Genomic DNA, 24,384 nt, shown 5'->3' on the forward strand with positions numbered 1-24,384 from the left:
GTCCGCCGTAGGCTGGGGGCGTGACGGTACGTGTACGCTTCGCCCCTTCCCCGACCGGTATGTTCCACGTCGGGGGCGCCCGCTCGGCGCTCCAGAACTGGATCTTCGCCAAGCAGCAGGGCGGGGTGTTCGTGCTGCGTATCGAGGACACCGACGCGGCACGTAACCGGCCCGAGTGGACCGAGGGCATCCTCTCCGCGCTCGACTGGATCGGCATCGCCCGGGGCAGCTACGAGGGCCCGTACTTCCAGTCCTCGTACGCGGGCGAGCACCGGGCCGCCGCACAGCGGCTGTACGAGGGCGGCCGGGCCTACTACTGCGACTGCACCCGCGAGGACGTGCAGGCGCGTACCGGTCCGCAGCAGCGCGGCTACGACGGCTTCTGCCGCGACCGCGGCCTGGAACCGGGCGAGGGCCGGGCACTGCGCTTCCGTACGCCGGACGAGGGCGAGACAGTGGTGGTCGACCTGGTCCGCGGCGAGCCGACGTTCGAGAACAAGCTGATCGAGGACTTCGTCATCGCCCGCGGCGACGGCTCCCCGGTGTTCCTGCTGGCGAACGTGGTCGACGACATGTCGATGGGGATCACCCACGTCATCCGGGCCGAGGAGCACCTGCCGAACACCCCGAAGCAGCAGCTGCTGTGGGACGCGCTCGGCGTCAAGCCGCCGGTCTGGGCGCACGTGCCGGTGGTCGTCAACGAGAAGCGGCAGAAGCTGTCCAAGCGGCGGGACAAGGTCGCGCTGGAGGCGTACCGGGACGAGGGCTACCTCGCCGACGCGATGCGCAACTACCTGATGCTGCTGGGCTGGGCGCCCTCGGGCGACCGGGAGATCGTGCCCTGGTCGGTGATCGAGGAGGAGTTCCGGCTGGACGAGGTCAACCCGTCCCCGGCGTTCTTCGACGAGAAGAAGCTGCGCGCGTTCAACGGCGACTACATCCGGGCGCTGCCGGTGGAGGACTTCGTCGGGGCGTGCCGGCCGTGGCTCACCGGCACCGGGACCATCGCCCCGCCGCCGTGGCAGCCCGACGAGTTCGACCCGGCCGCGTTCGCGGCGGTGGCCCCGCTGGCGCAGACCCGGATCGCGGTGCTCAGCGAGATCGTGCCGAACGTCGACTTCCTGTTCCTGGCCGACCCGCTGATCGACGAGGCGGCCTGGGCGAAGGCGATGAAGGAGGGCGCCGCCGACCTGCTGGACGCGGCAATCGTCGCGTTCGAGGCGCTGGAGTCCTGGGACGCCGAGTCGCTGAAGGCCACGCTGGAGGCGGTCGGCGCGGAGCGCGGGCTGAAGCTGGGCAAGGCGCAGGCGCCGGTACGCGTCGCGGTCACCGGGCGCACCGTCGGCCTGCCCCTGTTCGAGTCGCTGGAGGTGCTCGGCCGCGACCGTACGCTGACCCGGTTGCGCGCCGCCCGCGTACGCCTGGTCTGAGCCGCAGGCACGGCGCCGGTTCCGACGCTCGGGCGTGTCGTGGCCGGAAAGCGGTACCTCTATTGAGCGATATGCCTCTGAGTCATAGTTATGACTCAGAGGCATATGCGTTTTCGGCGATCATTGCGCCAGCAGTGTTACGCAGAGTGGTCAGGCGCGCTGGCCACGATCACCGGCGGGTGGCCCGGCGGCGCAGCAGCAGCCCGCCGCCCAGCACCGCGAGCACCACCACCGCGCCGGCCGCCCACAGCCAGCCCGTACCCCCGTCGTCGTCCGCCCCGGCGGCGGCCGGGGTCGGGCTCGGCGCCGCGCTGGTGGGCAGAGCGGTGGAAGTCGCGGGGGCGGCGCTGGTGGGCGGCGCGCTCGCCGACGGCGACTCCGCCGGGGTGCCGGTGGTCACTGTGAACCGGATCTCCCCCTTGACCGGATGGCCGTCGTCGGACGCGAGCCGGTAGGTCACGATGTAGAGACCGGCCGCTCCCGGCCGGGACGGGACCGTCACGCGCTTGCCGGCGAAGGTCGGTGCGCCGCCGGTCGCGGCCACGTTGTCCGGGCCGGTGACGGTGACCTCGGTGGTCGCCTTCTTCGGCGTGGCGAGGAACCGCAGCTCGATCCGCTCCGGTGCGGCGGCCAGCCGGGCCCCGTCACGCGGATCACTGCCGGTCAGCGAGTTGTGCGCGGCGGCTGGCGCGGCCGGCAGCAGCGCGGACGCCGCGACCACCCCGAGCACCACCGCCCAGGTACGCGCCACGCGGGCGACCCTGCCCCCCATAGTTCCCTCCGTCCGGGTAGGATCCGGCCGATGATCATCGACCGTTCTCTGGTCGGTCTCAGCTCGCAGATAGTTCCAAATACTCTTCCACCAGCTGCAACCGAGCGCCGTTCTGCGGAGTCTTTGTGGTGGACACCGGTCCAGTGTGACCTGCAGCGAAAGCCAGCCATCGAACGGGGCGAGGAGGCGGCGATGGTCCGAAGGGTGAGACGGCTGTTTGTCGCCGTGACCGGGAGCGCGGCGGCTCTGGCGTGCACGCTGGCGCTGGCCGGCACGGTGGCGGCCCAGGCCGCGCCGAAACCCAAGCCGGCGCCGACCGGCGTCGACATCACCGGCGAGCGGCTCGATGCCCCGCTGAAGCTGCGCGCCGACACCAGCCCGGGCGAGGTCAACCTGGTGATCGACCAGGTCAGGTGGCTGGGCACGACCGGCCAGCTGCGCGGCCCGGCCGCCAAGGATCTCGGTCCGAAGTACACGGTGGTGGTGCTCGCCGCCGCCGGTCCGCAGCGCACCTACGACCTGTTCCCGCTGGCCAAGGGCGGTCCCCGCATCTACCGGCCGGGCAAGCAGCCGGACCTGAGCAGCAGCCGGGCCGGCTGGTTCTTCGGGCGGCTCAACATGCCCGAGACGCTGCGCTCGGTCGGCGTGCCGATGCCGGCGCAGTTCGACACGCTCGCCGGCGGCATCGGCGGCGGCGAGCGGGTGCTCCCGGAGGAGGCGCTCGACCCGGTGCAGAACATCGACACCGCGCTCGGCGAACTCCAGCGGCTGCTGTTGCTCAACGTGGGCGTCGTGCTGGTCATCACCGCCGGGCTGGCCGGCATCGCGCTCCTGGTCCGCCGCCGCACCCGCTGAACCCGGTTCCGCGCCCCGTCGGCCCGGCGCCCGCCGGTCAGCTCCGGCCGGCACCCGTCAGCCCGGCAGACGACGCGTCAGCACCAGCGGTGCGGCGGGCGTTCCCGGCGGACGGTGCGGTTGCGCGGGCGTACCGCGCCGTGACGGTGGGCACCCGCCCAGCCCGCCAGGCCGCTGCGGCAACTCCGGTCGGCCGGTTCCTCATCGGCCGGGCGGGCCGGCTCCGCCGCCCGCTGCCGGGGCACACCCGGCTCGTCCTCGGCACGCTCCGGCGCCCGGCCGGACGGCTGCTCCCCCTGCTGGTTCAGGCACGGCCGGCGCGGGTGTGTGGCAGTCACCGGCTGGTCGTGGCCCCGCCGGCAGGCTTCACCCTGGGCGCAACCGTGCTCGGCCTCCCCCTGCGCCATCCCGGCCCCCCTCACGCGTCGCCCTCGCCCGCCCGGCCGGAGTCTGGCCCGGCGTGCCCTGACACCGTACTGGCCCGGCCGAACAAGATCGTCAGCGCGTACCGGTGGAGATCGTCACGCCGCGGCCAGGGCGTGGCCTCGAAGTGCATCCGCTGGTCACGCCGTGTCAGGCTGGTGCGGTGAGCGAACCGGGCGGAACGGAGACGTCGGCGACCCTGCGCCGCATCGAACGGGCGGCGGGCGGCCTGGCCACCGCCAGCGTGGCCCGGATGGACGAGACGCTGCCGTGGTTCCGTGAGCTGCCCGCCGACCAGCGCTCCTGGGTCATGCTCGTCGCCCAGGCCGGCGTGCGCTCGCTGGTGCAGTGGCTGCGCCAGGGCGGCGGCGCGACCGACCGCACCCAGGAGGTGTCGGACGAGGTCTTCGCCGCCGCGCCGCAGGCGCTGGCCCGGTCGATCAGCCTCCAGCAGACCGTGGCGCTGATCAAGGTGACCATCGACGTGGTCGAGGAGCAGGTGTCGGACCTGGCGGTGCCGGGCGAGGAGCAGTCGCTGCGCGAGGCGGTGCTGCGCTTCTCCCGGGAGATCGCGTTCGCCGCCGCGCGGGTCTACGCCCGGGCCGCCGAGAGCCGCGGCTCCTGGGACGCCCGGTTGCAGGCGCTGCTGGTCGACGCGCTGCTGCGCGGCGACTCCCCGGACGTGCTGGCCAGCCGCGCCGCCGCGCTGGGCTGGATGGACGCGCCGCCGGTGGCGGTGGCGGTGGGCCGCTCCCCCGGCGGCGAGGTGGCCGCCGTGCTGCACACCGTCTACCGGCAGGCCCGGCGGATCGGCGTCGAGGTGATCGGCGGCGTGCACGGCGACCGTCTGGTCATCGTGCTGGGCGGCGCGGCCGATCCGGTGGCGGCCACGGAGAAGCTGCGTACCGCCTTCGGCGACGGGCCGGTGGTGGTCGGCCCGGCGGTGCCCAGCCTGGACGAGGCCACCGAGTCGGCGCGGGCGGCGCTGGCCGGGTTCCGGGCCGCGCCGGCCTGGCCGACCGCGCCGTGCCCGGTCGCCGCCGACGAACTGCTACCGGAACGCGCGCTGGCCGGCGACACCGAGGCCCGCCGCCGGTTGCGCCACGACGTGTACGCGGCACTGGCCCGCTCCGGCGGCGAACTGCTGGAGACGCTCGACGCGTTCTTCGCCGCCGGCGGCACGCTGGAGAGCGCCGCCCGGGCGCTGTTCGTGCACCCGAACACCGTGCGCTACCGGCTGAAGCGGATCGCCGAGGTGACCGGCTTCTCGCCGCTGGCCCCGCGCGACGCCTTCGCGCTGCAGGTCGCGCTGACAGTGGGACGCCTCGACCCGGTGGTGCCGACGGTCACCGACCGGCGATGACCGACGACGATCTTTGTAGGTTTCCTCTAAAGGTTCTAGTGCGGTTTCGTGCCGTACGTTACAGCGCGGCACGCCGGCATCCGTCAGAGTCGTACACGTGCTCGCCGTACTCTCTCCCGGACAGGGTTCGCAGAAGCCCGGCTTCATCGCGCCGTGGCTCGACCTCCCCGGCGCCGAGGCGCGTCTGCGCTGGTGGTCGGCGCTGGCCGGGGTGGACCTGATCCACCTGGGCACCCGGGCGGACGCGGACGAGATCAAGGAGACCGCCCGTACCCAGCCGCTGCTGGTCGCCGCCGCGCTGCTCGCCGCCGAGCACCTGCCGATGCACGACGTCGGGCTGGTCGCCGGGCACAGCGTCGGTGAGCTGGGCGCCGCCGCGCTGGCCGGGGTGCTGCCGGCCGAGTCCGCCGTGACGCTCGCCGGCGTACGCGGGCGGGAGATGGCCGCCGCCTGCGCGCTGGAGCCGACCGGGATGGCCGCCGTGCTCGGCGGCGACCCGGACGAGGTGATCGCCGCGCTGACGGCGCACGGGCTGCACCCAGCCAACCGCAACGGCGCCGGTCAGATCGTGGCCGCCGGCGCCGTCGACGCGCTGGACAAGCTGGCCGCCGAGCCGCCGGCCCGGACCCGCGTCATCCGGCTCCAGGTGGCCGGCGCGTTCCACACGCCCTACATGGCGCCCGCCGAGACCGCCCTCGCCGCGGTGGCCGCCGGAGTCCCGGCCTCCGCACCGGCCCGGATCCTGCTGTCCAACCTCGACGGCGCACCGGCCGGGCACGGCCCGGAAACGGTACGGCGGCTGGTCCGGCAGGTGACCGCGCCGGTCCGCTGGGACCTGTGCATGCGCACGCTGGCCGACCTCGGCGTCACCGGCGTGATCGAACTGCCGCCGGCCGGCACCCTCGCCGGGCTGGTCAAGCGGGAGCTCAAGGGCGAGGGCGCACCCGAGATCGTCACCCTGAACACCCCGGCCGACCTGCCCGCCGCGCGCCGCCTGATCGCCCGGCACGCCGGCCCCGCGGCCCGCCCGGCCGCGCCGTCGTACCGGGTGGTCGTCTCCCCCTCCGCCGGCCGGCTCGACCGGTCGGCCGCGCCGGCCGAGGGTGCCGGAGTACGCGCCGGACAGGTCGTCGGCCACATCGCCACCGGCCGGGGGCCGGTCGAGGTGACCGCGCACGACAACGGGTCGCTCGTCGAGTGGCTCGCACACCACGACGACCCGGTCGCACCGGGCCAGCCCCTCGTCCGTATCGGAGGAACGCACTAAATGGCCGGCAGCCGGATCGTCGCGATGGGGCACTATCAGCCCTCCCGCGTCGTCACGAACGACGAGATCGCCCAGATGGTCGACACCAACGACGAGTGGATCCGGGACCGGGTCGGCATCGTCACCCGCCGGATCGCCGGCGACGAGACGGTGGCCGACATGGCCACCGCCGCCGCCGGCAAGGCGCTCGCCAACGCCGGGCTGACCGCCGCCGACATCGACCTGGTCGTGGTGGCGACCTGCACGTCCGTGGACCGCAGCCCCAACGTGGCCTGCCGGGTCGCGGCCAAGCTGGGCATCAACGCGCCCGGGGCGTACGACCTCAACACCGCCTGCTCCGGCTTCGCGTACGCGCTGGGCACCGTGGACCACGCGATCCGGGCCGGCGCGGCGCGCAACGCGATCGTCATCGGCGCGGAGAAGCTCTCCGACTTCACCGACTGGACCGACCGCTCGACCTGCATCATCTTCGCCGACGGTGCCGGGGCGGCCGTGGTCAGCGCGACCGCTGACGACGAGCCGGCCGGGATCGGGCCGGTGGTCTGGGGTTCCGCGCCGGAGAAGAGCGACGCGGTCCGGATCGAGGGCTGGCAGCCGTACATCAGCCAGGAGGGACAGTCGGTCTTCCGCTGGGCCACCACCGCGCTGGCCCCGCTCGCGCTCCAGGCGTGCGAGCGCGCCGGGATCGACCCGTCGGAGCTGGCCGCGTTCGTGCCGCACCAGGCCAACGCCCGGATCATCGACGGCATCGCCAAGCGGCTGAACATCCCGGACGCGCTCATCGCCAAGGACATCGTCGAGTCCGGCAACACGTCGGCGGCGAGCATCCCGCTGGCCCTGTCGAAGCTTGTCGAGCGGCGCGAGGTGCCCTCGGGCGCCCCGGTGCTGCTGTTCGGCTTCGGCGGCGGCCTGACCTACGCCGGTCAGGTCGTGCGCTGCCCCTGAAACCCCCTCGGGCGCGAACGCGCCGAGGTGCGGTGACCGGCGACGCCGGTCACCGGTAACCCCCGATGAGAGGAACCAACCGCAATGACCCGTGACGAGATCACCGCCGGCCTCGCCGAGATCCTCGAAGAGGTTGCCGGGGTGAACCCGGACGACGTGGCCGAGGGGAAGTCCTTCACCGACGACCTCGACGTCGACTCGCTCTCCATGGTCGAGGTCGTGGTGGCGGCCGAGGAGAAGTTCGGCGTCAAGATCCCGGACAACGAGGTGCAGAACCTCAAGACCGTCGGGGACGCCGTCAGCTACATCGAGGCGCAGTCCTGATCATGAGTCGTCCCGACGTCGTCGTCACCGGGCTCGGCGCGACGACCCCGCTCGGCGGGGACGTCGCGTCGACCTGGGACGCCATGCTCGCCGGCCGCTCCGGGGTGAGTGCGCTCACCCAGGAGTGGGCCGCGCAACTGCCCGTCCGGATCGCCGCCGAGCTGGCGGTCGACCCGTCCGAGGTGCTGGACCGGGTGAAGCTGCGCCGGCTGGACCGCTCGGAGGCGATCGCCATCATCGCCGCCAAGCAGGCGTGGGCCGACGCCGGTCTGGCCGACGCCGGGCCGGACCCGGAGCGCCTGGCGGTCAGCGTCGGCTCGGGCATCGGCGGCGCCACCACCCTGCTCGCCCAGGACGACATCCTGGAGGCGTCCGGACCGCGGCGGGTCTCCCCGCACACCATCCCGATGCTGATGCCGAACGGCCCGGCCGCCTGGGTCGGCCTGGAACTGGGCGCCAAGGCCGGCGTGCACACGGTGGCCAGCGCCTGCGCGACCGGCGCGGAGGCGATCGCGCTGGGGCTGGACATCATCCGCGCCGGCCGGGCCGACGTGGTGGTGGCCGGCGGCACCGAGGCGGTCATCCACCCGCTGCCGATCGCCGGCTTCAGCTCGATGCGGGCCATGTCGACCCGCAACGACGAGCCGGAGCGGGCCTCCCGGCCGTGGGACTCCGGTCGCGACGGCTTCGTGCTCGGTGAGGGCGCGGGCGTGGTGATCCTGGAGCGCGCCGACCACGCCGCCGCCCGGGGCGCCCGGGTGTACGCGCGCCTGGCCGGCGCGGGTATCACCTCGGACGCGTACGACATCGTGCAGCCGCACGCCGAGGGTGAGGGCGCCATCCGCGCCATCGCCCGGGCGGTCGCCGACGCGGACGTGGCCCGTACCGACATCGTGCACGTCAACGCGCACGCCACCTCCACCCCCGTCGGGGACATGCTGGAGATCGGCGCGCTGCGTCAGGCGGTCGGCGACCACCCGGTGCTCACCGCCACGAAGTCGATGACCGGGCACCTGCTCGGCGCGGCCGGCGCGCTGGAGTCGATCGCCACCATCCTGGCCATCCGGGACGGCGTGATCCCGCCGACGATCAACCTCGACGACCCGGACGAGGGCCTGACCCTAGACGTGGCCGCGCACAAGGCTCGTCACATGGAGATCCCGGCGGCGCTGAACAACGCGTTCGGCTTCGGCGGGCACAACGTGGCGCTGGTCTTCACCCGCCCCTGAGCGGACGTAAGGAAGGGCCCCTTCTTAACAGCTCGCTGTTAAGAAGGGGCCCTTCCTCTACCGCAGGCGTTAACAGGGGGCCCTTCCTTACACAGCTCCGGGGCGGTTGCGGGGGTGCTGCCGGGCGGTCCGCTCGTTGCCCCGCCGGTAGTTGCCGGTCCACCGGGCCATGGTCAGCTGCGGGTCGTCGCCGACCTCGGCCAGGAACTGCGCGGCCCGTCCGCCGCGCAACGTGCCGGCGACCCGGCCGTGATGCGTGATGACCACTGTGCCGTCACCGCGCTCGACGTACCGGAATCCCTGTGCTGTCTCTCCCATGGGCGCCACCCTGCCAGCCGGGGCCGCCCGGACGCACCCGGGTTTCGGCGGCGGTCAGGTGCGGCAGGTGGTGGCCGGCAGGCCGGAGACCGGCACCGGGGAGCGCCCGGCCGGGCGGGCCTTGCCGGCGAGCACCGCGGCGAGCCCGGTCATCGAGGCCCGGGTGGACGAGTAGGTGGCCATCAGCGTCGGCGACTTCGCCCCGGACAGCACGTACGGCGTGTCCATGGCCACCGTGACGGCGGCGCCCGCGCTCAGGTCCTTCGCGCCGTCGCCGTACCCGACCAGGTGCACCACTGTGCCGCCGGAGGGCACCACCTTGACCCCGGCCGCGGTGAGCGCCTCGGTCAGCAGCTTGCGGGTGCGCTCCCGGCCGCCGGAGGAGGTGACGCTCACCGGCCCCTTCACCGCGCCGCCGCACGTGCCGCGCAGCACCGTCACGGCGGCGGCGGCCAGGTCGTCGGCGGCCTTGCGGTGCGCGGCGCCGTCGAGCGTGGACAGCGCGGGCGCGTCCCGCCCGGCCAGCCGGAACTTCATGGTCAGCACCCGGGTGACCGCCTCGACCAGGCGGGCGCGGGGCAGCGAGCCGTCCTTGAGCGCGGCGCGCAGCCCGTCGTACGCCTGCTTGACGTTCGGCGTCATCAGGATGAGGTCGTTGCCGGCGTTGAGCGCGCGCACGGCGGCCTCACCCGGCGACCACTTCTTCGCCGGGGCCATGTTCATGCCGTCGGTGATCACCACGCCCTGGAAGCCGAGCTGACCGCGCAGCACGTCGGTGAGCAGCTTGCGGGAGAACGTCGCGGGGGTGCCCGGGTCGACGGCCTTGACGTCCAGGTGGGCCGACATCACCGCCATGGCCCCGGCGCCGATCCCGGCCCGGAACGGCGGGAACGCGAGCCGGTCCAGCTCGGCGCGGGACTGCTTGATCACCGGAAGTTCGGTGTGCGAGTCCTCGGCGCTCAGGCCGTGCCCGGGGAAGTGCTTGACGGCGGCGCCGACGCCCTCGGCCTGGAGACCGCGTACCGCGCCCGCCACCTGCGGGGACGCGGTCGCCGGGTCGGCGCCGAAGGAGCGGGAGCCGATCACCGTGCTGCGGGTGGCCAGCACGTCGGCGACCGGCGCGAAGTCGAGGTTGATCCCCATCGCGGCCAGCTCGGCACCGGCGGCTCGCCAGGCGGCCTCGGTCAGCGCCGGGTTCCCGGCGGCGCCGGCGGCGAGCGGGCTCGGCAGCAGCGTCACGCCGTCGGTGATCCGGGTGACCACGCCGTACTCCTGGTCGGTGCCGATCAGGAACGGCGCGGCACCCGCGGGCAGCTTGCCGGCGGCGGCGCGCAGCCCGTCGGTGAGCGCGCGGACCTGCTTGGGGTTGTCCACGTTCGTGGTGGCCTGGTTGCCCGAGGTCGGGTCGTCGGCGCTGAAACCGACCAGGATCACGCCGCCGAGCCGGTACTTCGCCACCATCTCGGCGGGGGTGTCGACCCCGGCGAGCGCCCGGTTCCCGGCCGCCGATCCGGCCGAGACCTCGGTGGCCGAGCTGCCGTACGCATACGGCATCAGCACCTGCCCGACCAGGTCCTCGTCGCTCAGCGTGCCGACGAGCGCGGCGGCGCGGGCGGCCGGGTCGGCGGCCGGCGGGTCACTCGGCGCGGGCGCGGCCGACGACGGCGCCGGGCTCGACGGGGCGGGCCGGGGCCGGTCCGGCCCGTCCGAGCACCCGGAGGCGAGCAGCGCGGTCAGTGCGGCGAGCGCGACGGCGGAGCGCCGCGAGGAAATCGACACGCGGCCCACCGTATCGGGGCAACTCGGCCTCCGTCACCCGACCCGGGTGAGCAGCGTCACCGGTGCACCGTCCCCGGCGTACCGGTAGGGCTCCAGTTCGGCGTCCCAGGCGGTGCCGAGCGCCTTGTCCAGGGCGTGGGCCAGCGCCTCCGGGCTGCGCGCGGCGGCCATCAGGCTGCGGAGGCGGTCCTCGCCGAGCTGGATGTCGCCGGCCGCGCCGACCGCGGCACGGAACAGCCCTCGGCCCGGTACGTACATGAAGCGCTCGCCGTCGACGCCGGGACTGGGTTCCTCGGTGACCTCGAAACGGATCATGGGCCACTGCCGGAGGGCAGCGGCCAGCTCCGCGCCGGTCCCCGGGCTGCCGGTCCAGCCGCACTCGGCGCGACGGGCGCCCGGATCGGCGGGCTGCGCCGTCCAGTGCAGGTTGACCGGCGCGGCGAGGACGCGCGCGATCGCCCACTCGACGTGCGAGCACACGGCGAGCGGGGTCGAGTGGACGTATACGACGCCACGCGTTGGCACGGTGACCTCCCGGTGAGCCGAGGTGCGTCTTCCCCTACGACCTCGTCCTACGCGAGTGGTACCTGGCACACATGATGACCCGTGTGACTGGTGGTGCGCCAGCGAATCGGAAAATTCGCCGGGCCCCGGGGGCGGGAAATACCCGGGTGGTGGACCTGGTTGTGCCCTCTGACGCCGCGACGACCAGCCAGGTGTCGTGGTCGTGTACAGTTCTCTGGGCGGTTCTCTGTGCCGCCGTACATCTTCGCGGGCCGGCGCCCACCCGGGCGTCACCTGCACAGCCCCCGGACGGCCTTCCGTCCCCACCGTACGTCTGCAAGGAGTACCTCCGTGGCGAGCAACACCTCTAAGACCGCGCGCGCGTCCGTCCGGGCCGGCCAGGCTGGCCAGGGTGGCGCCCTCAGCGTGCTGGGCGAGTTCAAGTACCTGATCCCGCTCAACGGCGGCAAGCACGCCTACGTGCGTAACCTGACCAACGGCAAGACCGCGCACCTGCGCACCGACTCCGAGGCGTTCGTCGAGGAGATCCGGGTGCTGGCCGCCGCCGGCCACGCCGCCAAGATCCGCGCCGAGATCAACGGCCTGGCCGCGACCTACCCGGACCACGGCTGGGACGCCACCGAGAAGCGCCTGGTCGAGGCCGGCGTCTTCGAGGGCTGAGCGCCCCCACCCGCACCACCGGAACCGCCCGCCGGAATCATTCCGGCGGGCGGTTTCGCGTCTGCTCCTGCGGCAGCAGCGTCACCTCGCCCGTGGCCAGGTCGTAGAGCGCGCCCTCCACGGCGAGTTCGCCGGCGTCCACCGGCCCGGCCAGCCGGTCGTCGCGGCGCAGCGCGGCCACTGTGCGCCGGAGGTGGCGACGGATCGCCAGCGGGTGCGCGTCCGGGTCGTCCACCCCGACGTCGGTGACCGCCGGGGCGATCCGGTCCACCACGTACGCCAAGTCGCCGCCGGGGCACCGCCCGGTGCGCAGCGCCTCGACCGTGGAGCCGACCGCGCCGCAGCGCTCGTGGCCCAGCACCATCACCAGGCGTACGCCGAGCTGCTCCACCACGTACTCGATCGAGCCCCGGACGGCCCGGTCCAGGACGTGCCCGCCGGTACGGATCACGCAGATCGAACCGAACGTCTGGTCGAAGATCGCCTCCAACGGCACCCGCGAGTCGATGCAGCCCAGCACCACCGCGTACGGCTGCTGGTCGCCGGAGGCCACCGCCGCGGCGGCGGTGACGTCGTGCCCGTGCACCGGCTGCCCGCTGACGAAGCGGCGGTTGCCGGCGAGCAGCTCGGCCAGGGCGGCGCGCGGACCGCGGGCGGTGGAGGGCATGCCTTCAGCCTGGCCATCGATCCGACGCCGCGGAGCCGGACCGGAATCTTCTCTCCGGGCCGGTTGCCGTGGTGTCATGGCGGGTAACGCCGGTGTCACCGCCGGGTCATCCGGTGGACACACACCGGCGGGCCCGGGAGGTGGACGATGCCGGACCTGGAACTGCGGCTCCCCGACGACGTACGCCTGCACGTCAGCGTCACCGGGCCGGTCGACGCCGAGGTCACCGCCGTCCTGCTGCACGGCTGGACGCTGGACGGGCGCAGCTGGCACCGCCAGGTCGCCGAGCTGCGGGAACGCTTCGGCGGCCGGGTCCGGGTGATCACCTACGACGCGCGCGGCCACGGCCGGTCGAGCTGCCTGGCGCTGCGCGACGCCACCCTCGCCCAGCTCGGTGACGACCTGGCGGCGGTGGTCGACGAGATCGCCCCGTCCGGGCCGATCGTCCTGGTCGGGCACTCGATGGGCGGGATGACGGTGATGGAGTACGCCCACCGCCATCCCGGCCGGTTCGCCGCGCGTACCGCCGGGCTGGTCTTCGTCTCCACCACTGCCGAGGGGCACACGCACACCGCGTACGGGCTGTCCCCTCGGATCACCCGGCTGATCCGCCTGGCCGAGACCACAGGCGCCGGGGTGCTGGCCCGCTGCGGCGGCTGGCGGCCCCCGCACGCGCTGCTGCGCGCGCTGCGCCCGAGCATCCGCTGGATGCTGTTCGGCGACCTCTGCGACCCGGCCGACATCCGGCTGGTCACCTCCGCGGTGGCCCGAGCCACGCTGCGCTCGATCGGCGGTTTCCGCGCCTCGATCGGCGCCCAGCACCGGCTGGAGACGCTCGCCGCGCTCGGCGGGCTGCCGGCCGCCGCGCTGGTCGGGGACCGGGACCGGCTCACCCCGCCGCCCTGCGCCGAGTCGATCGCGGCGGCGCTGCCCACCACGGAGCTGACCGTCTGCCCGGGTGCCGGGCACATGCTGATGATGGAGCGCCCCGACGAGGTGAACACCGCCCTCGCCGGCGTGCTGGACCGGGTACTGGCCGGCCGCCCGGCCGCCCGTCTCTGAGCGTCTCCCGCTCGCGAGCGGCACCGGCGTACGCCACGTGCGCGGCATGCCCCGGCGTGCCGGTTGCCGGCGGCCCGTACCCTCATTCAGCCCGTCGTGCCCTCCGAACACAGGAGCATCCGCGTTGACCGACCAGACCACGCTGGACCGGGAGATCGCCGCCGAGCAGCGCCACCTCGACCGGGTGTACGCCCGGCTGGCCGAACTGCGCCGGTCGGCGGCCGACGCCGAGCGGGAGGGCTACCGGCTGGCCCGGGTCGGCAACTTCGGCGCGCTGGTCGAGCGGGACGCGATGGTCTTCCACGCCGCCCAGCGCCGGCACGTGCTGGACGCCGAGCACGAGGGGCTCGTGTTCGGCCGGCTGGACCTGCGGACCGGGCAGGTGCTGCACGTCGGCCGCCTGGGTGTGCGGGGCGTGGACGCGGAGACGCTGGTGGTGGACTGGCGGGCACCCGCCGCCGCCGCGTTCTACCAGGCCACGCCCGCCGAGCCGCGCGGCGTGGTGCGTCGCCGTACGATCCAGTCCGCCTCGGAGAAGGTCACCCGGATCGAGGACGACCTGCTGGACCCGGAGGCCGCCCCGCCGGACATGGCGGTGGTCGGCGACGGGGCGCTGCTGGCCACCCTGTCCCGGGCCACCGGCCGGGGCATGCGGGACATCGTCGCCACCATCCAGCGCGAGCAGGACGAGGCGATCCGCTCCCCGGGCAACGGCGTCACGATCGTGTCGGGCGGCCCGGGCACCGGCAAGACGGCGGTGGCGCTGCACCGGGCCGCGTACCTGCTCTACTCCGACCGGGCCCGGTACGCCGGCGGCGGCATCCTGGTGGTCGGCCCGTCCGGCGTGTTCGTCGAGTACATCGCCTCGGTGCTGCCGTCACTGGGCGAGGAGACCGCCACGCTGCACTCGCTCGGCTCGCTGTTCCCCGGCCTGTCCGCGTCCCGGACCGACCCACCGGACGTGGCGGCGGTGAAGGGCTCGCTGCGGATGCGCCGGGTGCTGGAACGCGCGGTACGCGACGCGGTGCCGGACTCCCCGGCCGAGCTGCGCCTGCTCTACCGGGGCGAGCTGCTACGCCTGGAACGTCCCGCGCTGGACGCGATCCGGGACCGGACGCTGGCCCGTGGGGCGCGCCGCAACGAGGTACGCCGGGCGGCGTTCGACGCGGTGCTCGCCGCGCTCTACGCGCAGGCCCGCACGCTGCGGGTGGGCCGGCTGCCGGAGCAGCCCGCGTTCGAGGACGAGATCATCGAACGGCCGGAGTTCCGCGAGTTCCTCAAGGCGTGGTGGCCCCGGCTGCACCCGCGGCACGTGCTGGGCTGGCTGGCCCGCCCGGACCGGCTGCGCCGCTACGCCGGGGGGATCCTCTCCTCGGCGGAGATCCGGCTGCTCGGCGACGCGTACCGGACGCTCGGGACCGAGGGACTGACGGTGGCCGACATCGCGCTGCTGGACGAGCTGGACGCGCTGCTCGGCAAGCCGGTGCAGCGGGCCCGGCCCAGGCGCGACCCGTACCAGCTCGCCGGTGGCGTGCGCGAGCTGAGCACGTACGCCGACCGGCAGCGCGCCGCCCGCGCGGCGGCGCGGGAGCGTCCGGCCGACTACCGCGACTACGCGCACGTGGTGGTGGACGAGTCGCAGGACGTCTCGCCGATGCAGTGGCGGATGGTCGGCCGGCGCGGGCGGCTGGCGTCCTGGACCGTGGTCGGTGACCCGGCGCAGACCGCCTGGACCGGCGACCCGCAGGAGCTGGACCGGGCCCGTGACCAGGCGCTGGGCCGGCGCAAGCGGCACCGGTACGAGCTGACCACCAACTACCGCAACTCGGCGGAGATCTTCGCGGTGGCGGCGGCGGAGATCCGCCGCCTCTACCCGGACCTGCCGCTGCCCGACGCGGTGCGGTCCACGGGGGTGCCGCCGGTGGAGCGCACGGTGCCCGCCGCCGACCTGCCGGCGGCCACCGTCGAGGCGGCCGAGACGCTGCTCGGGCAGGTGGAGGGCACGGTCGGCGTGATCACGCCGGTGCCGCGCCGGGACGAGGTGGCCGGCTGGCTGGGCGCGCTCGGCGCGGGCCGGCTCCAGGTGGTGACCAGCCTCCAGGCCAAGGGCATGGAGTACGACGGCGTGGTGCTGGTGGCGCCGGGCGAGATCCGGGCCGACCCCTCGGGCGTGCGCACGCTCTACGTGGCGCTGTCCCGGGCCACCCAGCGCCTCACCACGCTCGACCCGGTGGGGTGAGTCGCCCGGCCGCCACCCGCAGTTCACTTGCACACATAGCGATGTGAACATACATTGGGTCGGGCCGGTACGGGGCAGGAAGGGTGTTGGCGTGGGCGCAGGTCATGACCACAGCGGTGCGGTGGCCAACGCGGCACATCGCCACCGGGGCCGCCTCTGGGCCGCCTTCGCGCTGCTCGCCATCCTGATGGTGGTCGAGGCGGTGGCCGCCTTCACGACCGGCTCGCTGGCGCTGCTCTCCGACGCCGGGCACATGTTCACCGACGTCCTCGGCATCGGCATGGCGCTCGCCGCGATCACCGCCACGCGCCGCGTCGGCACCGATCCGCAGCGCACGTTCGGGCTCTACCGGCTGGAGGTGCTCGCCGCCCTCGCCAACGCCGTGCTGCTCGCCGCCGTCGCCGTCTACGTCCTGGTCGAGGCGGTACGCCGGTTCGGCGAGCCGCCGGAGGTGCTGGCCGGCCCGATGCTCGTGGTGGCGGCGCTCGGCCTGCTCGCCAACATCGCCGCGTTCGCACTGCTGCGCGCCGGGTCGAAGGAGAGCATCAATCTGCGCGGGGCGTACCTGGAGGTGCTCGGCGACCTGCTCGGCTCGCTCGGCGTGATCGCCGCCGCGCTGGTCATCGCGGTGACCGACTGGTGGTGGGCGGACCCGCTGGTCGCCGTCGGCATCGGCCTGTTCATCCTGCCGCGCACCTGGCGGCTCGGCCGGGCCGCGCTGCGCATCCTGGTGCAGGCCGCGCCGGAGCACCTCCAGGTGACCGCCGTGCACGACCGGCTGGCCGCCGTACCCGGCGTGGCCGAGGTGCACGACCTGCACGTCTGGACGCTCACCTCGGGCATGGAGGTGGCCTCGGCGCACCTGACCACCGAGCCGGGCGTGGACCCGGGCGGGGTGCTGGCCGCGGCGCGGGCCGCCCTGCACGAGGACTTCTCCATCGATCACGCCACGTTGCAGGTCGAACCCGGAGCGTCGGCCGGAGTGTGCGGACCGACCGAGTGGTGATTAGGACACACTTAAATCACTGTGGCTAATGTAGTCTTATGCCGGTTTTGCCCCGCCTAGCGGCGTTGCTCCGCGGAGCCGTGCCCGGGCAGCGCCGGTAGTCTCGGTCGCGGCCGCACCCGCGGACGCCACCGGCCCCGGTGGGGCGGCCGTCGCCTAATCGTCCGCAGGGACGAGCCGGGGAACCACGTACGTGGGGTGCATCCGCGTCAGCGGTAGGGATCTTCCGTCCCGAACCCGTCAGCTAACCCGGTCGGCGTTGACGGAAGGACGTGTGAATGCCCCCAGTGGCACCTGTACGACGGACGGCCGCCCGGTTGGCGGCCCTGATCGTCGCGACGCTGGCCCTCGGCGTCGCGACCGTTCCGGTCTCCCCCGCCTCGGCGGCGCCGGCGACCGGCCTGCTCGCCGCCGCTCCCGGCGACGACGAGGGCGGCACGCCCGAACTGCGTGCCCAGCTCGACGCCGCCGGCAAGGGCTGGCTGGAGGCGAAAGCCGCGCTGAACCGGTCGGTGAGCCGGCAGAAGCAGCTCAACGACCAGCTCAAGACAGTCGGCGCCGAACTCGCGGTACGCGACGCCAAGGTCGGCGAGATCGCCGCGGTGGCGTACCGCAACGGCCGCCTGGGCACCGCCGGGGCACTGCTCGGCAGCAGCAGCCCGGAGGGCTTCATGGACCGGGCCGCCGCGCTGGAGCAGGTCGCCGCGAACGAGGACCGTACGCTGCGCGACCTGATCGCCACCCGGGACGAGGCCACCCGCACCCGCGCCCAGCTCGACGGCGAGATCCGCGAGCAGCGCAAGCAGGTGACGGTGATGGCCAAGCGCAAGGAACAGGCCGAGCGCGCCCTGGAGGTGGCCAACGACCGCACCTCGCGCGGCAGCAGCGGCGGTGGCAGCGTCCAGGGCACCTCCAGCAAGAACGCGAAGCCGGCGCCGCGCAACTCGGACGGCTCCTGGCCGTCGGAGTCGTGCAGCGTCAACGACCCGACGCCGGCGAACGGCTGCATCACCCCGCGCACGCTGCACGCGCTGCAACAGGCCAAGGCGGCCGGCTTCACCCGGTACGTCTCGTGTCACCGGCCCAGCGGTTCCGGTGAGCACCCGAAGGGGCGGGCCTGCGACTTCGCCGCGCAGAAGAGCGGCTTCGGCGGTGTGGCCTCCGGCGGTGACCGGACGTACGGCAACAACCTGGCCGCGTACTTCGTGCGCAACGCCGACCCGCTCGCCGTGCTCTACGTGATCTGGTTCAAGCAGATCTGGCTGCCCAGCAGCGGGTGGAAGTCGTACAGCGGCGCCAACGGCGACCCGTCCAGCGACCACACCAACCACGTGCACCTCTCGGTGTACTGACCGCCCCGGACGGGCCGGCCGGATCAGGCCGGCCGGCCCTCCAGGGTCGCTCCGAGACGCGCCGCCAGGCCCAGGTGAGCCGCCCGGGCCTGGCGGAACGCGTACCCGAACAGCGGCGCCGGCGCGGTCAGCGTGATCTCCACGTCGATGCGTACCGTGCCGTCGGGCTCGTCGCGCAGCCGGGTGTGGTTGCGGACCGTCGTCGCGGGCTGCTGCCGCGCCACGGTGACCACCTCGTCCTCGCCCGCGATCAGCACGTCCGCCTGGTACGTGACCGGGAAGTGCAGCGGGCCGAGCTGCAGCCGGTCGGTGATCGCGTAGCTGGCCAGTGCGCCCGGCCGGGCCGGCAGCTTCCGGACCCGGACGATCAGCGGATGCAGCTCGCCCTGGCGACTCAGATCACCTAACAGGGCCACCGCTTCGGCCCGGCTGCACCGGGCCTGCACGGTGTAGCTGAAGCTGTCGCTGCTCTGCAAGCGGGCCCCCTCGCCGTCGTGCGTCGCGACGATCGTCCCGTACCGGCGCCGGACTGGCAACGGGTAGAAGGCCCCCTGGCCGCAGGGGGTGTGAACGGCGCTCAGGCGCCGGGCAGCACCTCGGGCGTGTCGTCGGCGAACCACGGCTCGGGCGCGCCGAACAGGCCGAGCAGGCCGGTCACCCAGAGCTGCCGGTGCACGAACCGGCTCGGCTCGGTGACCACGAGCTTGACGCCGCTGACCTCGCAGGTCTGGAAGCCCGCGACCATGGCGCTGATGCCTACCGAGTCGATGAACGTGACGAGCCGCATGTTCAGCTCGATCCGCGAGGGGCGGCCCTTGGCGAGCACTTCGGCGATCGCTTCCCGCACCTCGTACGCGGTGTCGACGTCGATCTCCCCACGGGGCGCGATCTGGACGACACCACCCGGTCGCACCGACTTCACGATCGACAGGCTCACGCGAGCACCTCCACTCGCCCATGACGGGCGCCTCATCAGTACGCGGGCCGCGACCGAGCGTATTCCTCTCACGGCCCGGTCGCCACCCCCCGGGATGAGCAATTCGCGAACTGGGCACACCTGGGCGTACCCAATCCGGACCTCCGGGTTCCAGTTTCCCCTTCAAGGACGGGTCGCGACCAGCCGTCCGGCCGGTCGGCCCCGCCGATCCGCCGACCAGGGTAGCGGGCGCACGCACGTCCCGTGGGCACCGGTCCCGGCGCGTTCGAGTGGTTCGTCCCGTTCACCGCCCGGTCGCCGTGACCCGGGCGTGGTTTGCCGCGCCCGCCCGCTGGGCACTGCCCGAGACAGTGAACCCGCCGGATGGACACCGGAGTCCGAAGTGGCCGCCGGCCTTCGGCACCCGAGGAGGTAGAACGATGTTCGGATCCAACCTGCTGGACCGCCGGGGCAAGGCCGAGCGGGTCGCCGACCAGGCGTGGCAGCACCTGCTCTCCGCCGTCGGTTCCGCCGGAGACAGCGTGCGCGACGCCACCCGGACCGCACGCCGCGGTTCCTCCGGCCTCGCCGACGACGCCACCGACCTGGTCGGCACCGCCGCGGAAGAGGCACGCCGCCGGGCCGGCCTCGCGTTCGACGCGCTCGCCGGCCGCCGGCCCGCGCTGCCCTGGACGCTGCTGATCGCGGCGGCGCTCGCCGGCGCGGCGATCGGCTGGGCCGCCGGCACCGCCGCACGCGCCGCCGGCAGCCGGGACCGCACCGCGGACGAGATCGAGTTCGTGGACGTCGACCGGCCGAACTCGCCGGCCGGCCTGGACGGCTGAGCGACAGGCGACCCGACACGGTGGCCGCTCCCGGGACTCCCGGGGGCGGCCACCGTGCTGCCTCACCCGGACCGGGTGAGGCCCGCTCACCCGGGGCACGCGCAGGATCGCGGGTGCGGGACCACATGCCCGTGCCGCGATCGACGGGAGGGAGAGCCGGATGGCCACCGACACGATCACGCGTACCGACCGGGACATCCAGAGCGCCGTGCTCGACGAGCTGACCTGGGAGCCGCGGGTCGGCCCGGACGAGATCGGGGTGACCGTCACCGAGGGCGTGGTGACGCTGACCGGCCGGGTGGACAGCTACGCCAAGAAGTGGGCCGCCGAGCGGGCCGCCCACCGGGTCGCCCGGGTCCGTGCGGTCGCCAACGACCTCGCCGTCCGGATCGACACCGCCGCCGGGCGAGAGGATCCGGAGATCGCGGTCGCCGCCGTACGGGCGCTGGAGTGGGACGCGTTCGTCCCGATCGAGGCGTTGCAGGTGACCGTCGCCGACGGCTGGGTCACGCTGCACGGCGAGGTCGAGTGGGAGTACCAGCGGCGGGCCGCCGAACGGTCGGTCGCCCGGCTCACCGGCGTACGCGGGGTCAGCAACGGGATCGCGGTACGCCCGGCGGTGCACGCCGGCGGCCACGACCTGGCCGAGCGGATCGTGGACGCGCTGGCCCGCAACCGTGCCACCGAGGCCGAGGAGGTCGACGTACGGGTGCACGGCGACACGGTGCTGCTGAACGGGCAGGTCCACTCGGCCGGCGAGCGTGCGGAGATCGAGCGGGTGGTGTGGAACGCCCCGGGCATCCGGGAGGTGCGCAACCACCTCGCGGTGCGCTGACGGGAACCACCCCGCCCGGGTGAGCCCACCTCACCCGGGCCGGGGCCATGGTGGGAGGCATGAGTGATCCGAACGGTCCGGATCGGCGGGTGAGTACCGGATGACCACGCCCCTCCAGGTCACCACCGCACGGCTGCGGATACCGGTGACCGAACGCGACCACGTCCGCGGGCCGGTGGACGCGCCGGTCACCATCGTCGAGTACGGCGACTTCCAGTGCCGGTTCTGCGGCGCCGCGTACCCGAACCTGACCGAGGTGCTGCGCCAGCGGGCCGACGTGGTGCGGCTGGCGTACCGGCACTTCCCGATCACCAACGTCCACCCGTACGCGGAGACCGCCGCGGAGACCGCCGAGGCCGCCGCGGCCCGGGGCCGGTTCTGGGAAATGTACGACTGGCTCTACCAGCACCAGGACCAGCTCGACCCGGTGCACCTGTCGCTGGGCGTCGAGCAGATCGGCCTGTCGCCGGAGGAGATCGCCGCGGAGGTCGGCCGGCAGGAGTACGCCGACCGAGTCCGGCAGGACTTCGTCGGTGGCATCCGCAGCGGCGTCAACGGCACCCCGACGTTGTTCGTCAACGACGTCCGGCACGACGGTGGCTACGACCTGCCCGACCTGCTGACAATGGTGGACGCCGCCACCGACGACGGCTGACTGTCAGATCAGCCGCAGCTCGCGCGCCCGCCGGACGGCGTCCCGCCGGCGGGTCGCGTCGAGCTTGCGGTAGATGTTGCGCACGTGCGTCTTGACCGTGTTGACCGAAAGTGACAGCTCGGCGGCGATCTCCACGTTGGACAGGATGCTCTGGAGATAGCGCAGGATGGTCAGCTCCCGCTCGGTGAGCGGCTCGTCGAGCGTCCGGGCCGGACCGTCGGCCGCCGCGGCCACCGGCTGCGCGTCCACGCCCCGGACCAGCTCGCTCACCGTGGCCCAGTACGCGGTGCCCGAGTCCAGGCGCGCGGCGAGCAGGTTCCGTACTCCGGGGTCGGCCCGGGTGAAGACGCGCCGGAAGCCGTCCGGCTCGGCGAGCGCCAGCACCTCCTCCAGCAGCCGGCCGGCCCGGCGGGCGTCACCGGAGGCGTCGGCGAGCGCCGCGTCGAGCAGCCCGGCGCCCAGCCGCACCGGCAGCGGCCAGTCCGCCGCGCCGGACGCGGTCCAGTCGGGCAGCGCCCGCTCGGCCGCGCGGACGTCACCGGCGCGCAACCGCAGCCGCGCGGCCACCAGCGCCGGCGCCGGCCCGTCGCCCGCCGCGTCGAGCAGCGTCCGGGCGCCGTCGACGTCGCCGACCGCGGCGCGTACCTGCGCCTCGTCGGCGGCGAGCCGTTCGCCCAGCTCCCGGCCGGGCGCGACGGCCCGCGCCCCGGCGAGCGTGCGCAGCGCGCCGCCCGGGTCGTCGCGGTCGGCCAGCAGCCCGGCCCGGCACAGCGCGGTGAGCGCGGCGCCGCCCGGCTCCGCGCCGGCCGGCCCGGCGAGCGCCAGATGGGCCGTGGCCTCCGCCGGCCGGTCCCGCTGCCAGTCCACGAGCGCCAGCGCCAGGTACGCGTAGCCGCAGTCGGACCGGGACGACCAGCCCTGGCAGGGCGGCATCGCCAGCGCCTCGCGGGCCAGCTCCTCGGCGGCCCGCAGCGCGCCCCGGGCCGCCTCCAGCAACGCCGAGCGGCTGACGCAGAGCAGCTCGGTACGCGGCCGACCGGCCCGCCGCGCCGCCTCCCGGGCGGTGGCGAACCGGTCCCGGGCGATGGACAGCTTCCCCTCGGCCAGCGCGGCCAGCCCGTGCGCCGCGCCGGCCACCGCGCGCACGTCGTCCCGCTCCGCCGTTCCGGCGCGGGGATCGCCGGCTCCGCCGTCCGGGGTCGAGGGCGCCTGCGCCGGGCCGGTGGCCAGCAGGCGGTCGGCGGCCCGCCGTACCTCCTCGTGGTCGCCGCCGAGCCGGGCGAGGCTCAGCTCCACGGCGGCGGCCAGCCGGCCGAACCGGTCGCGGCGCGGCGCGGGCAGGCCGGCGGCCTCGGCCAGCGCCCGCCGCAACTGCGCGCCGGCGGCGGCCGGATCCCCGGCGTACGCCCGCTCGGCGGCCGCGGCCAGCGCCAGCTCCGGATCCCGGCGGACCGCCTCGGCGGGCGGCTCGGGTGGAGCCGGTACGGCGGCCGGTTCGTCCGGCGCCAGCTCGGGCCAGCGGGTGACGAGCAGCTCGGTGGCGTCGGCCCACTCACCGGCGAGAAGCGCGTGCCGCAGCGCCTCGGCCGGACGGTCGTGAACGCCGTACCAGCCGGCCGCCCGCCGGTGCAGCTCGCGCACCTCGCCGGCGGGCAGCCGGTCCAGCTCGTCGCGCAGCACGTCGGCCAGCAGCGGGTGTGGCCGGTACCACTGCGGGCTGCCGCCGTCCTGGTGGAGGAAACCGCCCTCCCGGGCCGCCTCGGCGAGCAGGTGCCCGGCGTCCGGCCGCCCGGTCAGCGCGGCGGCCAGGTCGGGGTGGACCGCGACGGCCACCGCCGCCCGGCGCAGGACGTCGCGGGTCGCCGGTTCCAGCGGGGCGAGCACCTCGTCCCGCAGGTACGCGGCGACGTCCGGCTGGTCACCGGCGAACCGTTGGACGGTGCGCGCCGGGTCGGCGCCGTCGCCGAGCGCGAGCGCGGCGAACCGCAGCCCGGCGGGCCAGCCGGTGGTGCGCTCGGCCAGCCGGGTCACGGCCGGTGGGGGTACGGCCACGCCGTGCGCGACGAGCAGGTCGGCCACCTCGTCGGCGGTGAACGCCAGGTCGTCGGCACCGATCACGGTCAGTTCCCCGGCCAGCCGCCAGCGGTGCAGCGCCAGCGGTGGTTCGCCGCGCGAGCCGGCCACCAGCCGCAGCCGGCCGTCGGTGTGCCGGAGCAGGAACTCCAGCCCGGTCAGGGCGGCCGGATCGGTGACCCGGTGCAGGTCGTCCAGGACCAGCAGCACGGGTCGTTCCCGTGCGGCGAGCGCGGCGGCGAGCGCTTCGAGCTGGTCGGGCCCGGGCGGCCCGTCCGGCACCGGCGGCGGCCCGTCGTCCGGGTCGCCTGCGGCGGCGGTACGCAGGGCCGCCGCGAGGTAGCCCCAGAGCCGCCGGGTGGTCTCCCCCTCGGCCACCGTCACCCAGGCCGGCGCCGACCCGTCCCGCTCCCCCTGCGCCCACGTCGACAGCAGCGTCGTCTTGCCCCAGCCGGCCGGCGCGCAGACGAGCGTCACCGGCCCCGACGCGCCCCGTTCCAGCCGGTCCAGCAGCCGGGGACGCAGCAGGACCGGCTCGGGCGGCGCGGGCGGCGTCAATCGGGACGCCAGCAGCGGCGGGCCGCCTGGCAGCGCACCACCGGCGACATCGGGTGAATCGAGGCCGGTGGTGAGCAGATCGGGCGTACCGGTGATGTCGCTTGTGCCGCTCGGTGCGGTGACGACCTGGTCTGCCTCCTCCGGCATGCGTCCCTCCCCCCGTCGGTGCGGGCAGCGGTTACCCGCACCGCGCCGGTTCACCCCTTCGGGGCGAACCCCGCTCACCCGGGCGGCACGCACCCTGTAGGCACGCGGGGCGGCCGGCCGGATGCGCCGGCCGCCCGGG

General features: G+C 74.6%; 24 protein-coding genes and 1 riboswitch. Of the genes, 15 read left to right on the forward strand and 9 right to left on the reverse strand.

Translation table 11 applies throughout. From position 1 onward, the window contains the following. Positions 1-20: 20 nt before the first annotated feature. On the forward strand, positions 21-1,430 hold the full coding sequence (gene gltX, locus KSK32_RS03825; protein ID WP_216928515.1) for a glutamate--tRNA ligase: 1,410 nt from the start codon (positions 21-23) through the stop codon (positions 1,428-1,430). A 169-nt stretch (positions 1,431-1,599) separates the two neighbouring features. On the opposite strand, the gene KSK32_RS03830 is transcribed toward gltX, so the two are convergent. After that, positions 1,600-2,202, reverse strand: a complete 603-nt coding sequence (locus KSK32_RS03830) for a copper resistance CopC family protein (protein ID WP_216928517.1) — start codon at positions 2,200-2,202, stop codon at positions 1,600-1,602. Between the two features lie 192 nt (positions 2,203-2,394). On the opposite strand from KSK32_RS03830, the gene KSK32_RS03835 reads away from it, so the two are divergent. Further along, positions 2,395-3,057, forward strand: coding sequence for a hypothetical protein (locus KSK32_RS03835; RefSeq protein ID WP_216928520.1), 663 nt, complete (start codon positions 2,395-2,397; stop codon positions 3,055-3,057). A 77-nt stretch (positions 3,058-3,134) separates the two neighbouring features. Here KSK32_RS03835 and KSK32_RS03840 read toward each other — a convergent pair whose 3' ends face one another. Next, positions 3,135-3,464: a hypothetical protein gene (locus KSK32_RS03840; RefSeq protein ID WP_216928522.1), complete on the reverse strand. Its 330-nt coding sequence runs from the start codon at positions 3,462-3,464 to the stop codon at positions 3,135-3,137. A gap of 104 nt (positions 3,465-3,568) precedes the next feature. On the opposite strand from KSK32_RS03840, the gene KSK32_RS03845 reads away from it, so the two are divergent. The 5 genes from KSK32_RS03845 to fabF all read left to right on the forward strand — a co-directional run bounded on the left by KSK32_RS03845 (position 3,569) and on the right by fabF (position 8,608). Continuing rightward, positions 3,569-4,843: a CdaR family transcriptional regulator gene (locus KSK32_RS03845; protein WP_289256489.1), complete on the forward strand. Its 1,275-nt coding sequence runs from the start codon at positions 3,569-3,571 to the stop codon at positions 4,841-4,843. Between the two features lie 97 nt (positions 4,844-4,940). Further along, positions 4,941-6,110, forward strand: coding sequence for an acyltransferase domain-containing protein (locus KSK32_RS03850; protein ID WP_216928526.1), 1,170 nt, complete (start codon positions 4,941-4,943; stop codon positions 6,108-6,110). Then, positions 6,111-7,055: a beta-ketoacyl-ACP synthase III gene (locus KSK32_RS03855; protein WP_216928529.1), complete on the forward strand. Its 945-nt coding sequence runs from the start codon at positions 6,111-6,113 to the stop codon at positions 7,053-7,055. Positions 7,056-7,139: 84 nt separating this feature from the next. Continuing rightward, entirely contained in the window at positions 7,140-7,379 is a 240-nt protein-coding gene (locus tag KSK32_RS03860) for an acyl carrier protein (RefSeq protein WP_007072348.1), read from the forward strand. A 2-nt stretch (positions 7,380-7,381) separates the two neighbouring features. After that, positions 7,382-8,608 (forward strand): beta-ketoacyl-ACP synthase II, encoded by a 1,227-nt coding sequence (gene fabF, locus KSK32_RS03865; protein WP_216928531.1) that lies wholly within the window; start codon positions 7,382-7,384, stop codon positions 8,606-8,608. A gap of 87 nt (positions 8,609-8,695) precedes the next feature. Here fabF and KSK32_RS03870 read toward each other — a convergent pair whose 3' ends face one another. From KSK32_RS03870 to KSK32_RS03880, 3 genes are read right to left on the reverse strand one after another with little or no spacing between them, the layout of a single operon-like run. Continuing rightward, positions 8,696-8,926, reverse strand: a complete 231-nt coding sequence (locus KSK32_RS03870) for a hypothetical protein (protein ID WP_216928533.1) — start codon at positions 8,924-8,926, stop codon at positions 8,696-8,698. 54 nt (positions 8,927-8,980) lie between these two features. Beyond that, on the reverse strand, positions 8,981-10,705 hold the full coding sequence (locus tag KSK32_RS03875) for a glycoside hydrolase family 3 protein (protein ID WP_216928535.1): 1,725 nt from the start codon (positions 10,703-10,705) through the stop codon (positions 8,981-8,983). A gap of 33 nt (positions 10,706-10,738) precedes the next feature. Continuing rightward, positions 10,739-11,230: a DUF3145 domain-containing protein gene (locus KSK32_RS03880; RefSeq protein WP_013287841.1), complete on the reverse strand. Its 492-nt coding sequence runs from the start codon at positions 11,228-11,230 to the stop codon at positions 10,739-10,741. A gap of 330 nt (positions 11,231-11,560) precedes the next feature. On the opposite strand from KSK32_RS03880, the gene KSK32_RS03885 reads away from it, so the two are divergent. Beyond that, positions 11,561-11,890 (forward strand): hypothetical protein, encoded by a 330-nt coding sequence (locus tag KSK32_RS03885; protein ID WP_216928537.1) that lies wholly within the window; start codon positions 11,561-11,563, stop codon positions 11,888-11,890. Positions 11,891-11,927: 37 nt separating this feature from the next. Here KSK32_RS03885 and KSK32_RS03890 read toward each other — a convergent pair whose 3' ends face one another. Next, on the reverse strand, positions 11,928-12,557 hold the full coding sequence (locus KSK32_RS03890) for a carbonic anhydrase (protein WP_216928539.1): 630 nt from the start codon (positions 12,555-12,557) through the stop codon (positions 11,928-11,930). Positions 12,558-12,704: 147 nt separating this feature from the next. Here KSK32_RS03890 and KSK32_RS03895 point away from each other — a divergent pair, with 147 nt between their 5' ends. The 4 genes from KSK32_RS03895 to KSK32_RS03910 all read left to right on the forward strand — a co-directional run bounded on the left by KSK32_RS03895 (position 12,705) and on the right by KSK32_RS03910 (position 18,216). Continuing rightward, on the forward strand, positions 12,705-13,619 hold the full coding sequence (locus KSK32_RS03895) for an alpha/beta fold hydrolase (RefSeq protein ID WP_216928541.1): 915 nt from the start codon (positions 12,705-12,707) through the stop codon (positions 13,617-13,619). Between the two features lie 124 nt (positions 13,620-13,743). Next, entirely contained in the window at positions 13,744-15,858 is a 2,115-nt protein-coding gene (locus KSK32_RS03900; RefSeq protein WP_216928543.1) for an AAA family ATPase, read from the forward strand. Between the two features lie 91 nt (positions 15,859-15,949). Beyond that, positions 15,950-16,864, forward strand: coding sequence for a cation diffusion facilitator family transporter (locus tag KSK32_RS03905; RefSeq protein WP_216928546.1), 915 nt, complete (start codon positions 15,950-15,952; stop codon positions 16,862-16,864). Positions 16,865-17,007: 143 nt separating this feature from the next. Continuing rightward, positions 17,008-17,138, forward strand: a riboswitch (cyclic di-AMP (ydaO/yuaA leader). A 4-nt stretch (positions 17,139-17,142) separates the two neighbouring features. Next, positions 17,143-18,216, forward strand: a complete 1,074-nt coding sequence (locus KSK32_RS03910) for a hypothetical protein (protein WP_216928548.1) — start codon at positions 17,143-17,145, stop codon at positions 18,214-18,216. A gap of 23 nt (positions 18,217-18,239) precedes the next feature. Here the strand turns inward: KSK32_RS03910 and KSK32_RS03915 are convergent, their stop codons facing one another. Both KSK32_RS03915 and KSK32_RS03920 read right to left on the reverse strand, forming a co-directional pair. Then, positions 18,240-18,692: an SRPBCC family protein gene (locus KSK32_RS03915; RefSeq protein WP_018787115.1), complete on the reverse strand. Its 453-nt coding sequence runs from the start codon at positions 18,690-18,692 to the stop codon at positions 18,240-18,242. A 101-nt stretch (positions 18,693-18,793) separates the two neighbouring features. Beyond that, on the reverse strand, positions 18,794-19,153 hold the full coding sequence (locus KSK32_RS03920; RefSeq protein ID WP_013287849.1) for an STAS domain-containing protein: 360 nt from the start codon (positions 19,151-19,153) through the stop codon (positions 18,794-18,796). A 419-nt stretch (positions 19,154-19,572) separates the two neighbouring features. Between KSK32_RS03920 and KSK32_RS03925 the strand changes: the two genes are divergently transcribed. The 3 genes from KSK32_RS03925 to KSK32_RS03935 all read left to right on the forward strand — a co-directional run bounded on the left by KSK32_RS03925 (position 19,573) and on the right by KSK32_RS03935 (position 21,467). After that, positions 19,573-19,977 carry a hypothetical protein gene (locus KSK32_RS03925; protein ID WP_216928550.1) on the forward strand — a complete coding sequence of 135 codons (405 nt, stop codon included), beginning with the start codon at positions 19,573-19,575 and terminating at the stop codon, positions 19,975-19,977. A 160-nt stretch (positions 19,978-20,137) separates the two neighbouring features. Then, on the forward strand, positions 20,138-20,812 hold the full coding sequence (locus KSK32_RS03930; RefSeq protein ID WP_216928551.1) for a BON domain-containing protein: 675 nt from the start codon (positions 20,138-20,140) through the stop codon (positions 20,810-20,812). Positions 20,813-20,912: 100 nt separating this feature from the next. After that, positions 20,913-21,467 carry a DsbA family protein gene (locus KSK32_RS03935; protein WP_216928553.1) on the forward strand — a complete coding sequence of 185 codons (555 nt, stop codon included), beginning with the start codon at positions 20,913-20,915 and terminating at the stop codon, positions 21,465-21,467. Between the two features lie 3 nt (positions 21,468-21,470). On the opposite strand, the gene KSK32_RS03940 is transcribed toward KSK32_RS03935, so the two are convergent. Next, positions 21,471-24,245: a LuxR C-terminal-related transcriptional regulator gene (locus KSK32_RS03940; RefSeq protein ID WP_216928555.1), complete on the reverse strand. Its 2,775-nt coding sequence runs from the start codon at positions 24,243-24,245 to the stop codon at positions 21,471-21,473. Positions 24,246-24,384 lie beyond the last annotated feature (139 nt).

The organism is Micromonospora sp. WMMB482 (assembly GCF_019038635.1).
Classification (GTDB): Bacteria; Actinomycetota; Actinomycetes; order Mycobacteriales; family Micromonosporaceae; genus Micromonospora; species Micromonospora marina.